The organism is Pseudoalteromonas sp. PS5 (assembly GCF_004103255.1).
GTDB classification, from domain to species: domain Bacteria; phylum Pseudomonadota; class Gammaproteobacteria; order Enterobacterales; family Alteromonadaceae; genus Pseudoalteromonas; species Pseudoalteromonas peptidolytica.
In genome coordinates this window covers 18,802-30,881 of sequence record NZ_RCSQ01000044.1, presented here as the reverse complement: position 1 = coordinate 30,881, position 12,080 = coordinate 18,802, and the positions used below count along the sequence as shown (strand labels likewise).

Here is a 12,080-nt window from a genome sequence, read left to right as displayed (position 1 = left end):
GTGTCTGTGTTAATTTGCTTTAACTCTCATTATTGATTTGAATTAACTTTGGGTTGGCTAGCCTTTTATATAGTATTTTTATATCGACATACTTGTGTAGCACTAACTTTATAATGTTCGACGATTGAATCGACTGAAACTTCAAATTGTAAAGATATGTCGATATAACAGTTCGGATCTGTTTTACTTGCTATGGTATCTAATGTCACGTAGTTAGAAGTGCCAGTAAGGCTTTTTATCATAGTAGATTTTTTGTCTTCTTTTGGTGTGTTAGAAGATAACCAATCTTTAAAATCATTATAATTATTGGATTTTTGACGTTGTCCTTCGATTTTAGCGTTCCACTCATCTACTACTTGTTTGCTAATTTTACTATCTACTTTTTGTTGTTCAGAGCACCCTAGTAGCTTAACCAATACCAAAAGGATAAATAAAAGCGAGTCACGCCGTATAGTGATATAACGCCCGTTAGAGCGATAGGTTAGCAGTTTAAATCCAAACATCATTTTCAGCAGTTAGCTCGTCAACTCTTTCACCTGTGTTGATAACACCCCTTGGCTCAACGAGTAACACCTTACACTCCGCTCTAGCGGATGGCTTGTGTTCAACACCTTTGGGGACAACAAACATTTCGCCCTCTGCAAGCGCAATTTCACTATCTCGAAACTCGATTACCATTTCACCCTCAATCACTAGAAAAACCTCATCAGTGTCATCATGCTTGTGCCAAGTAAAATCATCTTTAAATTTGGCTAATTTAAATTGATAGTCGTTCATTTCAGCAATAACTTTGGGAGTCCAGAATTCGCTGAACTTTGAAAACTTTTCTTTTAAATTGATTTTTTCTTTCAAGTGAAAACCTCTCTAGATTGAACTAACTAATACTTTTCTCAATGATTGTAAAATAGCTGGGCAAATCAGCGTAGCTTTTACTTTGGCTTAACGATGTACCCATTACACCTAAAGCTGGTTACATAAGCAATTATATTTTTATACATATATTGGGTGTACTGTATTTTCCTGAGTTGGTAAATGACCATTTTAAGGGGTAAAAATTACAGTCTACCCACTACAGCATAGATGCAAATCGTGGTGGGTGTCTGTGCTAAGCTCCCCAACACAGACACCCACCATAAAAATTAATGAGCTATACCAGTTAAAAACACTGAATCAAACAGAGCGTGAAGCACAGATTTTTGTCGTTAACTTGTTAGACAGTGTGAGTGTTCAGTTTGCCCCACACGAGCAGGTGGCTCAAGACGTCGATTAGTTGATGAAATAAGGGCTAATTATGGGTTGGCGGCTGGGTATATGTCACTCAGCGCCTGGCCGAGATGAAATGACAAAATGACTCCAGCCTGATAATTCCCTGACAATTGGTCATTACACTGGTAGGGATTAAGGTGTTATTTTACTTTTTTCTGTCATTGTATTGCTTTCATTGATGGCTTACCAATACCCCAAGGTGTGATAACACGCAGCGTATTAAAGTTATCGCTTTGTCAGATTAATACTGGCTCAGGATCGAAAGTGACTTATTAACCGTAACTATCGAGGGTTTACTATGCATTATTTTTTAGGTTTTAGCCTACGTATATTGGCAGAGGGGTGGCGGTTCAACCAATTCATACTCCCGTTTGAGAGCAAAACGGATGACCCTAGTCAATATGTACCGAACGTAACCACGTTGAGAGACTTTGAAGCGGTGAGTTTGAAATGGATGGGGCACAGTGAAACGCTGAATGTATATATGTTATCTAACAAAGAAAACAGTCTGTTTAATTTTCTATTTAAGTCGTGGACTTTGACATAAAGGAGTAAGAACAGTGGTGCTTTACCAATATCTCAATACAACATTCTATACTATGCAAGAGCTACTGGATGTGGCCAATATTTCCGAACAAGAGCTGAAAGCACTTCAGGATAGTCAATTAATGCCTCGGGCTTCCTATACGCTCAACGTGAATTTAGGGTGTGATTCCTTCTTTGGTCAATTCAAAGAAAACCATATACTGACTTTTTACGCAAAGGGTTATGCATCTTGGCTGAACGTTATTTTGGAAGAGCAGGATCAAACCAAGATTTATGCTCTGTTCTCAGCACGTTACCGAAAAACGCTTACGCGACTTGGTCACCTTGGATATGTCTCCAGTCATCCTAAATTAACGACCTCTCTGTCGAACCATATTGCGGATGAATGGCAGCACTTTTTGGATGGCACCTATGGCTTGTGTACTCAAACTGGCTTGCCTGAGGACATTGCTGCCAAGGAATTTGCCATCATAAAAATTAATGAGCTATGCCAGTTAAAAACACTAAACCAAGCAGAGCGTGAAACACTGATTTTTGCCGTTAACTTGTTAGACAGTGTGAGTGCTCAGTTTGCCCCACACGAGCGAGCGAATAGCTCAAGACGTCGATTAGTTGATGAAGTACGGACTAAGTATAGGCTGGCTGCTGAGTCTATTTCGCTCAGCGCCTTGCTGATATGAAATCACAAAACAACTTCCCCCTGATAATTCCCTAACAATTGGTCATTAAACTGGGGACTGATCAAGGCATTATTTGCTTTTTCTGTAATTACAAGTGCTTTCAGTGATGACTTACGAATACCCTAGGGTGTGATAACACGCAGCGTATTTAAGTTATCGTTTTGTCAGACTAATACTGACTCAGGATCGAAGGTGACTTATTAACCATAACTATCGAGGATTTACTATGCATTATTCCTTAGGTTTAAGCCTATTTAGCCTGTGTATATTGACAGGCTGTGGCGGTTCAAAAAACTCAACACTCCCGCTTGAACGTGAAACGGATGACCACAATCAATATGTACTGAACGTAACTACGTCGGGAGACTTTGAAACGGTGAGTTTGCAATGGATGGGACACAATGAAACGTTGAGTGCTGAACAAGACTATCAGTTTACGCAGGCAGGAAAACAGTTTAAAGCGCCAGACATCAAGGTATCGTCTATTGCGACACAGTGTGATTCCGAAATAAAGGAAAGTGAAAAGCATACTTATGAGTTAACGGTAAACTGTGTTACCAGCCAGGTGAAGGTACACGCCGACATTGGCCCTGCATACGGGCTGGATATTCGCTATGGTGACACGGTACACCCGTTCAATTCAGAAACGATTGTGTTTGATTATCAGCCAGGTATAGTGCCAAAAGTCGCGGATTTACAGGGACCACAGACGTGTACACTGGCCGAGAAACTGTCGGGATTAGAGTATCAGCTGGCGTGTGAGAGTTTTACTGTTGGTTTGTTGGGCAGAAAACTGGCGATATCAAGAGATAATCAAGCGCCGAAAATTGTCTGGGAGAATGCCAATAAGCGCCTGATAAGACAGGGTTATGAATGGTTTGATGAGGGAGTGTGGTTTAGCTCCTGGGACGAGAATGTGCACATGGTTCACAAACTTGAGTTTGAAAATGGCCAGCCCATGGGGGTTGTTAATTTCAGTTTTGATGCATACACGGTAAAAGCGAACAAAGGCAAACTCTATGCGCTATCCTCTCCTGTCGGTAGTGACGCTAATCAGATAGCGCAGTTCGTTGATGGGCAGTGGGAAACGGTTGCCATATATGATGATATGAAGATCTCAGGTGGTTTTTCACAGAATAATGAAGACCTGTATTTTAACCTGAATAAGGACGCAGGGGGTCATGCATTGGGTCAAATTAAAGACAGTGGGTACATTTACCCTAAAGTAATTTCTGAGCAGATAGACGTACCCAGTTTACTGCCTGCGTTTAATTACGATGGGCGCAACTATTTTGCAGGTTATACCCAGCAGGGTAACTTGTTGGTGAATTATCTGGACACTGTGCTGCCTTATCGGCATGAGGCGGTATTTGAGTACGAAAATGTCGGCGATGTAACACTTTGGGAAGATAGCCAACAAAATCAGTACTTGTTTTATTTGCAGAACAATCAGGCAAAGCAGTTCAATGTCAAAGTCAACGGCGTTGAGGGAACTGTGGCACTTGATTTAGGCGAGCTAAACAGTGAACCTGTTAACTGGCTGGGAGGCGACCTGACCACGTTATTGGCCGGCACGGCAAATGAGGGGGATGAATTTGGTCGCTTAAGTTATATCAAAAGTGGTGACGTGGCAATCAACCTCGCAGGGTTAAAAGCTAGGCTGGTAACCGATAAGGATATTTATGTGGTGCTACCAAACTGGCGAAATCAGGATCTCTACTTCCCGCAAAATCACAGTAAGGTCTCAACCCAAGTTGTGGCCCAAGGAGGCTATTTGTTGGGTTATGTTGGTGACACCAGCAGCACGAATGCAACAGGAGAGCTATGGCTTCTGTCGGCTCATGATGCACACAAAGTGTTTTCAGGTGTGTTGTGGCACAACTATCTTGACAATGAATACTATATCGATGCAGTGTCGGAACATCATGTTGTCGTGCAAGGAACCGGGAGTGAGATGATGGCAATATCAATCGACACCCAGTAAGCGTTATGTCTGGTGAGCCTGTTTAATAGACAGTCTAACTAGGGTCCTTCCAAAGCAGTAAATGTTAGCGTAAAGCAGGCTCCCTCGTTGGGCTTACTGTTTACGCCTATATTGCCATCCATTTGACGGGTGAGGCGGGCACAAATATCCAGTCCAAGACCCTGGCCTTTTGTGTCTTGCTGCCCAGGTTCACGATAATAACGATTAAAAATATCTTCTATTCTATTGGGATCAACCCCAGGCCCTTTGTCGATAACATGGATGCAAAGCTGGGTCCCTTGAGGTTCGACAATAAGCCGGATTTCACCGCCCTGAGCAGCGTATTTAATCGCATTTTCAATCAAGTTTAGCAGCACCTGATTTAAGCGCTGGGCATCTAGCATTACCTTTCTGTTGTCGGTGCAATTGCAAAACAGCGTCATTCCTTTTTGCTCAACCAATGGTCGATAAATCTCACATAAGTCTCTGATAAGGTTTGCTGGCTGTAAGAGTTGTATATCTAAAGCGGTGAGAGAGACCTTACCACTGCTAAGCGCATGTAAGTCCTCAATCAGCTTATCTAATGAAACGGTCTGACCTATCAGAGTGTTAAATTGATCGGATTCGGCAGGTAATATACCGTCTTGGATCGCTTCTATTCTTGCTCTTAAACTGGTCAGGGGAGCCCTGAGTTCGTGGGCCAGATCGGCCGTAAGCTGATCGCGCTGTGCAGTGGTTTTTGCCAGCTCAGCCGCCATTTGATTAAAGCGCGTGATCAGTACAGCAAATTCGTCATTACTTATATGCTCAACCTGGGTACGGTAATTGCCTGACTCAATACGTCTAAAGGCACGGCTCAAAGACTTTATGGGTTTCAGGAAGTACCATGCGCTAAGCCATGACACGAGCACCGCCAATACACAGAGTATTGCGAGCCAAAAGGCAAAGTCTCTGTGCAGTAAAGCGCGCATATCGATATCCTGACTATGCTGTTTTAAAATGTCTTTTGAAAACCATAGTACTTCAGTATGCTGCTGACTGATTTGTACCACGGCAGGTTCCATAAACGCCTGCATAACGATCGTCTTGTTTTCATCTGTGACAGTAAATTGATGACTAGGAGATGAAATAAGTACCTCTAATTTAAAGTCATGTTGATGAAATGTATGCTGTGCGACTTTATCATTGACTAGCACGATAAAATAATGATTTGGATACGTTTTTTCTAACAATGCAATCAGCTCAGCTTGGGAGTCAAGGGGAGCGAGGGCATGTATAAATTGAAACATCTCAAGCTCCTGGGTGAATGCGCGTGAGAGCGTGATGAGTGCACTGCTATCAAACTTAATGATCGCCTTGTTAGCACTGAAACTGGAAAGTAGATAATAGCTGCCAAGTAGGGCAATGGTGCACATTGCTACCACTAGGGGTAACTTAGTTTGTAGTTTCATTTAATGGGGTCGCAATAAACTGGTAGCCTTGGCCGTAAATGGTCTGTATCCAGCAGGGGTTTTGTCGATCGTCATTGAGCTTTTTGCGCAGGTTCGCAATATGTGTATCGATTGCTCTGTCAGTAATGTCGGAAGCATTTGGCCATGCCTGAGTGATCAGCATATCCCGTGAGAAGACTTTTTTGGCGTTGCTGGCTAGTGTGTATAACAGCGCAAACTCAAGGCTTGTAAAACGGATAGCGGTATCGTTGAGTGTTACAGTATGGTATTCAGGGTCTATTTGTAACCCGTTAAAGTAAAGAACACGACCGTGCTGGGTGGGATGTAGTCTGTTTAATAGCGCTTTTACTCTGTACGTTAGCTCTCGCGGGCTAAATGGCTTACAGACATAGTCATCAGCTCCCAATCTGAACCCCTCTATGCGCTCAGCCTCTGTTTTTTTGGCCGACAATAAAATACTCGGGATATTGTGCTCAACGGCACTTTGCAACAGTTCAAGGCCACTGCCATCAGGCAACATAATATCCAGAATGGCTAAGTCAAAATCCTCTTTATACAACGCTTTTTTCGCAATTTCGTGGGTGGTTAAGTGAGTTACACAATAACCCGCGTGTTCAAGGTAAGCACTAACTATATCAGCAGTATCTTGCTCATCTTCGACATAAATAATACGTGTGTTTAACTTCATTGCACTAGAAATTTCCTGATCTGCGAGGCTTGCCACCGAGGGTGAAAAAACACCTGAGATTGTTCAACATCCATTTTAAAACAACCAAGGAGATTTACATACAAAATTTTGTTGTTTCAAGGGAGAAAGCAGTGGCAAAACGCAGTGAGCGGGTCACTTGTTTTGCACTACTTTTGCGGTCTTGCTGGGGAAGTTTCACGGACATCTGTCCCAAACCTTAAGCAAGTCAAGGGTTGTAGGGTGGCCAAATCAACAGAAGAATAACAAGAATTTCGCGAAACTAGGTAGCAGACACCCATCATAATATAGTTGCAAATTGGCGTGGGTATCTGTGCTAATTCCTTCCTTTTATCACTGCGATTGTTTATCGGTTTTGTGCATTATCTCATTGCCATTGCCATTGCCATTGCCATTGCCATTGCCATCATCTTCATCTTCATCGTCTTCCTGTTCTGGGCGTTGATTTTCTACAAAAATAGTGGCGAGTAAAATAGTTACAACACAAGAAAGTAGAATACTTTTAGCGTAGGGGTAGCTTTTGTAAACCCAATTCCAGCTCCAGAAGGGTTTGGCCGTTGCCTCAGAGACGCCGAAGATATAGTCCATATTTCGCAGTAGGTGTTCACCTAAAACAAGTAAATCCACCACGATAAAAGCTAAGTAGACACCATATAAAAGGATATCTGCATGAGTGGTGTAGATGTATTGCCATTTCTTTGGTTGAAAACGCTTAACAAATTGGAGCGAAAAACGAACTCGGTATTTGAGGATTCTAAAAACTATGATGTCTAATACCAAATGAGTTGTAAGTAAGTACGAGTTCACGATATAAGGAGGTTCACCAGAGGCGAAGAAACTCGCCAAGAGCTTAAAGATTGCAGCCTCTACAATCAGTGATATTAGAATAAGAGAAATAATATGCTTCATATTTTCTTGATATCTTATGAGCAAAGAGACCAATAGTAGAGCGCTAATTAGGAGAAGATGTACGTGATCCACCAATTGGAGATGTACGAATGACACTACACCCGAAAAAGTAATACAAAACAATAAAAAATAACTTGAAGTTGGCATCATCTGATCCTAATTCTCATCTGTATTATCGTATATGAACGCAGACCTCTTGACTTTAACGCTTTGACCTTCTGCCCTAGGATCTTCGAAAATAACACCAGTACTTCCCCCTACAATCTTCGCCAGCTGTGTGGTATTTAGAGTGTGTTGAGTCAATGCTGAAGCCGTTTTGTCTCGGATTAATTCACCTTGCTTGCCTACTCCACGTGGATCATCATTGTGGTGCCCACCTGAGCCACCCTTAACTTTACGCAGTTCGGGCGTATTTAGCACTGAGGGAGCAATATTGTTAACCTGCTCACCTCTTGGATCTTTGTGTTGGTCTAAACCTGAGCCACCCTTAACTTTACGTAGTTCGGGCGTATTTAGCACTAAAGGAGCAATATTGTTAACCTGCTCACCTCTTGGGTCTTTAGCTTGGTCTAAACCTGAACCACCCACTATTTGGTAAATTTGTGACTCCGTCATAGTCTTACCGCTGCGATAGCACTGAGTTGCAACAGCACAATATTTGTCACGATTAGCACCATCAAGTAAACGCTCATTAGTAACTTTTATTATTTTACTTATAAGCTCTTTTATCATGATAAAGCAAAAGGTTAGTATGTTTACTCTTACATTTTTGAATAGCTGCATGTTGATTTCCCTTCAGGATTATTTTCGGTGTTTTGGTTCGCACTACTTTATCGCGAAACACCAAAAATGAGAATAACTTGTTGCTTATGCTGTAAACAAGTGAAACTAAAGAAGCAGTATTAACGAGTAGATGTTAACACATCAATGCTACTGACCTTTGGGGCTTTTGCGCTTTTTTGCAGGAGAAGGACTTTCTCGCCATAGTTTGACGTCCTTCATTTTGGAGCGTAAATCCATAAAATAGTCTGTAATTGGATTGACATCCATACCACAATAAGTACTCCACTCTAAAAAGTACTCGAATGAAAATTTCCGAATCCCTTTTTCATACTCTTCATAGGTTTGCCGCCAGATCCCTACTAAGTCAGCCATCTGCTGGGTGGTTTTATCAGCCGACATTCGCAGTCTTCGAAGATCATCACCTGTACACTTAAATCGGGTTCTGCCCACTCACTTAATCCTTTTTTAATCGGGCTCGCGGATATGCGAAAGTTAAATTTTACGCTGTTACTGTTTCTATTTTGTAAAATCTGGATTGTAACTGCATGTACCAAATTTGCAAGCTTGTTTTACTTTAATGTTGCTAAAATGGTTTTGTTCTTATTTAAAGTTATGAATTTTAATGGTTTTGTGATTTTTTTTTGTAAATTATTTTGTTCGGCAGAATTTTCAGGCGAAGTTTTTGATAAGCTTAATCTCATAAACATAGGGGTTAGTTATTAAGGACATTATATGGATTATCTACGCCAGTATAACGATCTTCATATTTACTATGCGGCATTAAAAAAAGCGAGTATGAAGGAACCAGAAGTGCCTGAGTCAACGGCTAAGTGGCTATCACTTGTGGAAACGACGTTATTTGAGCTACAAGAGCTTGCGCACATGGAAAAAACGTATATGCAGAAATCCAAAACGATGAGTAACTTAGTTGATCTTGTTTATGCCAGCGCACCTACAAGGGATTGACGATAATATATTTTCGGTGAAGGGGGTGACTAGTTTTACTGGCATCCCCCTTTTTTAGATACTGTTTAATTCACCCTAGCCCCTCCAAACACAGACACCCACCACAATATCGATGCAAATTGGCGTAGGTGTCAGAGTTAGAGTATGTTGCTGCTCTGTTACGCTTCAAATCCAGCGGCGAACTTTTCTACAGTATACTTCATATTCTGCACCAAACTTGGCGTGCATCATTCGTTCTTCGTACGGTATATACCATCTATCAGTTATTAAGAAGAAAGCAGCTGTCAGTAAAAAAGATGAAAGGGAGCCACCTAAAAGTATAGCAAAACCAAATATGGCGACAGTGAATCCAAGGTACATCGGGTTTCGAGTATATTTATAAATCCCACTTGCTACCAAGACCGTTGGTTCATCAAACGCCATAATGTTAGTCTCGAGTTTTTTGAATAACTTTTTACCTGTCATTGAAATGATAAAGCCAATACCAATAATAGATATGCCAATTAGGTTATATGGAAAACCGAATGGATGTGGGAAGCCTGCTGCCCAGCAAATAAGGCCCATAGCAATAATAAAAATTAAGAACAAAAATGGTGGTAACAGCATTTTCATCTAAGCACTCCTTTGATAAAGCTTGAGCATACAAGAATCATTTTATCAGTACCTTGACCTATGTTAAGCCTATCTCGCGACGAATACACGAGAGCGTAACATTCGTAATACCTAAATACATCGTAATACGGCGAAGGGCATTTCTTCCACTCTCAGTGTTTTAACATTTTGCGCACTAAGTCTCCCCAACTATTATTTAGCTTATACTTGCAAAAGCCCCGCCTTTTCTGACCAAGGATTTATTGCGTTCGTTGCCACTTTGATCAATATAAAAATACCGACCTACACCACAAAGAACAAAGCGGATATCGAGGGGAAAATCGCCATTTGAAAAGATGTACTCCTTTGAACAGCAGTGCCTGCAACTAAAAAACACGAGCGCGGTGCTCATATTTGAAGAGCTTATAGTAGAATGTGTTATGTCGGCGTTTTATTCAGTGGTTGCAATAGTGTTACCTCTGTTAAACAAACAAATTAAAAAGCACTACGCTTTATTCAGGTATGGGCAACCGTAGTACTTAAACGCTTTCATATCACGCTATATTGTTAAAATGCTAACTGTTGCAGACCACTTAATTAAGCGAATTGCTATAAAAGCGCTCTAACTTATCTAAAAAATCATGCAGCTTTTGATTCATTTCTTGATAGTCATGATTAAGTAATACCTCTGGTTCGTCGACAAATCGATAGTTAGACGCTTTAGTTAAGTCCTCATTTGCCATAAGTAATGCGACGACTTCTTTCGTTAACTCCATATGGCACTGAAAGCCATATACCAACTCTTGATAGGCGACAATTTGCCTTGGGCACCCCTCGCTATATGCAATTACTTGTGCTCCATTGGTAAGCCCTGGCATATCATTATGCCAATGACCCACATCCAATACTTGTCCAAAATGACTAAATAGCGGGTGTTGCATCCCGGCTTCTGTCAAGGTTATCGGGTATTTTCCGATTTCACGTTCAGGGCTAGGTTCAAATGTTGCTCCTAGTGCTTCACCAATAAGCTGGGCTCCTAAGCATATACCAAGCACAACTTTTCCGGCTGTAATGGAGCTTAAAATGATAGCTTGTTCACTTTTAGCATCGAAATGTGGGCATTGTTGAATCGTTGTCGACGGATCTTGAGGGCCGCCCATCACTATTAAAAAATCTATGTCTTCGATACTTTTTGGAAGTGGTTCGGCTTGATAAACTCGTGAGTAGGTGATGGTGTGGCCGCGTTTTTCAGCCCATACTTCATAGGTACCGGGCGCTTCAAAATGTTCATGGATGATAAAGTGAATATGCATCTTTCAACCTTTCGATTAATGTAAGCCATAGATTTTATATCAAATTATCATGGCGTCATTTATAATAACTGACGTTTAATGTTGATAAGTCGCCAAGATGCAAGCAAACGACCTAATCAAAAACGCTCCGAATACACAAATCATAACAAAGACGATTAATATGGCGGCTGGCTATATTGATGACTTCCACTGTCATTCGTGGCACCAAATTGTGTTTCCATTGCGAGGGCTACTACAGTCAAATATTGGGGATAAGCGTAGTATTGTGCCTCACAATGGCATGCTTTACATACCTGCACATACAACTCATAAATCCATCGCAGTGACCAATACAACGTTTTTAGCGATTTACCTCAACCCTAAAAAGTATGTTCAGTATGCGCAGCAGCCTAAATCCTGTCAGGTTACCCCCTTTATCAAAGCATTGATATTAATGCTATTTGAAAACAATACGTACAAGCAGCCACAAGCGAATATCACGCATTTATTGACGGTATTGCGAGATCAAATTGATATGGCAACAAGTTATGAAATCCCTTTGCTCATTCCTACTGACAAGCGGCTTTTATCCATTTTCTCACAACTAAAAGCGCAGCCATATCTTTCATTTACGTTAAAGGAGTGGGCAAATATAGTGGGTGCATCAGAGCGTACTTTGTCTCGATTATGTGCTAGAGAGTTTTCTCAATCATTTGCACGATGGCGGCAAAACATAAGGTTAGTGTTATCTTTGCAATTGTTGGACTCGCAAAAAACCATACAGGAAGTTGCCGTTGAGCTGGGCTATGCCTCTGACTCTGCTTTTGTCCAAGCTTTTAAGAAGCTATTCAACCAAACACCAAAAAAGTACCGTACTGATAACTTACAGTAAAACGCAGGCTGGCTTACTACATTGAGTAAAACTCC

The 12,080-nt window shown here is 41.3% G+C and carries 15 protein-coding genes; 6 read left to right on the top strand and 9 right to left on the bottom strand.

The features are described from left to right. Positions 1–65: 65 nt before the first annotated feature. Positions 66–506 carry a hypothetical protein gene (locus D9603_RS06135; RefSeq protein ID WP_128730652.1) on the bottom strand — a complete coding sequence of 147 codons (441 nt, stop codon included), beginning with the start codon at positions 504–506 and terminating at the stop codon, positions 66–68. Next, positions 490–852 carry a cupin domain-containing protein gene (locus D9603_RS06130; protein ID WP_128730651.1) on the bottom strand — a complete coding sequence of 121 codons (363 nt, stop codon included), beginning with the start codon at positions 850–852 and terminating at the stop codon, positions 490–492. The genes D9603_RS06135 and D9603_RS06130 overlap by 17 nt, the downstream gene beginning before the upstream one ends. A 250-nt stretch (positions 853–1,102) precedes the next feature. Between D9603_RS06130 and D9603_RS21600 the strand changes: the two genes are divergently transcribed. The 4 genes from D9603_RS21600 to D9603_RS06115 all read left to right on the top strand — a co-directional run bounded on the left by D9603_RS21600 (position 1,103) and on the right by D9603_RS06115 (position 4,476). After that, entirely contained in the window at positions 1,103–1,270 is a 168-nt protein-coding gene (locus tag D9603_RS21600) for a hypothetical protein (RefSeq protein ID WP_161972722.1), read from the top strand. A gap of 294 nt (positions 1,271–1,564) precedes the next feature. Beyond that, the gene (locus D9603_RS06125) at positions 1,565–1,813 is read left to right on the top strand and encodes a hypothetical protein (RefSeq protein WP_128730650.1); all 249 of its coding nucleotides are present in this window, start codon (positions 1,565–1,567) and stop codon (positions 1,811–1,813) included. A 13-nt stretch (positions 1,814–1,826) separates the two neighbouring features. Next, positions 1,827–2,492, top strand: a complete 666-nt coding sequence (locus D9603_RS06120) for a DUF6058 family natural product biosynthesis protein (protein ID WP_128730649.1) — start codon at positions 1,827–1,829, stop codon at positions 2,490–2,492. A 226-nt stretch (positions 2,493–2,718) separates the two neighbouring features. Continuing rightward, complete coding sequence (locus D9603_RS06115; protein WP_128730648.1) at positions 2,719–4,476, top strand: hypothetical protein; 1,758 nt, start codon at positions 2,719–2,721, stop codon at positions 4,474–4,476. Positions 4,477–4,514: 38 nt separating this feature from the next. Here D9603_RS06115 and D9603_RS06110 read toward each other — a convergent pair whose 3' ends face one another. The 5 genes from D9603_RS06110 to D9603_RS06090 form a co-directional block, all read right to left on the bottom strand. Then, on the bottom strand, positions 4,515–5,744 hold the full coding sequence (locus D9603_RS06110; protein WP_161972721.1) for an ATP-binding protein: 1,230 nt from the start codon (positions 5,742–5,744) through the stop codon (positions 4,515–4,517). 145 nt (positions 5,745–5,889) lie between these two features. Next, positions 5,890–6,594, bottom strand: a complete 705-nt coding sequence (locus tag D9603_RS06105; protein WP_128730646.1) for a response regulator transcription factor — start codon at positions 6,592–6,594, stop codon at positions 5,890–5,892. A 351-nt stretch (positions 6,595–6,945) separates the two neighbouring features. Next, positions 6,946–7,521, bottom strand: coding sequence for a hypothetical protein (locus tag D9603_RS06100; protein ID WP_128730645.1), 576 nt, complete (start codon positions 7,519–7,521; stop codon positions 6,946–6,948). A gap of 156 nt (positions 7,522–7,677) precedes the next feature. Then, complete coding sequence (locus D9603_RS06095) at positions 7,678–8,304, bottom strand: hypothetical protein (protein ID WP_128730644.1); 627 nt, start codon at positions 8,302–8,304, stop codon at positions 7,678–7,680. A 147-nt stretch (positions 8,305–8,451) separates the two neighbouring features. Beyond that, on the bottom strand, positions 8,452–8,754 hold the full coding sequence (locus tag D9603_RS06090; RefSeq protein WP_128730643.1) for a helix-turn-helix transcriptional regulator: 303 nt from the start codon (positions 8,752–8,754) through the stop codon (positions 8,452–8,454). A gap of 282 nt (positions 8,755–9,036) precedes the next feature. Between D9603_RS06090 and D9603_RS06085 the strand changes: the two genes are divergently transcribed. Next, positions 9,037–9,270, top strand: coding sequence for a hypothetical protein (locus D9603_RS06085; RefSeq protein ID WP_128730642.1), 234 nt, complete (start codon positions 9,037–9,039; stop codon positions 9,268–9,270). Between the two features lie 165 nt (positions 9,271–9,435). Here the strand turns inward: D9603_RS06085 and D9603_RS06080 are convergent, their stop codons facing one another. Together D9603_RS06080 and D9603_RS06070 are read right to left on the bottom strand one after the other, a co-directional pair. Continuing rightward, a complete protein-coding gene (locus D9603_RS06080; protein ID WP_128730641.1) occupies positions 9,436–9,882 on the bottom strand; it encodes an isoprenylcysteine carboxylmethyltransferase family protein in 447 nt (148 codons plus the stop codon). A gap of 572 nt (positions 9,883–10,454) precedes the next feature. Beyond that, complete coding sequence (locus D9603_RS06070) at positions 10,455–11,174, bottom strand: type 1 glutamine amidotransferase (RefSeq protein ID WP_128730640.1); 720 nt, start codon at positions 11,172–11,174, stop codon at positions 10,455–10,457. Between the two features lie 97 nt (positions 11,175–11,271). On the opposite strand from D9603_RS06070, the gene D9603_RS06065 reads away from it, so the two are divergent. Then, positions 11,272–12,045, top strand: a complete 774-nt coding sequence (locus D9603_RS06065) for an AraC family transcriptional regulator (RefSeq protein WP_128730639.1) — start codon at positions 11,272–11,274, stop codon at positions 12,043–12,045. Positions 12,046–12,080 lie beyond the last annotated feature (35 nt).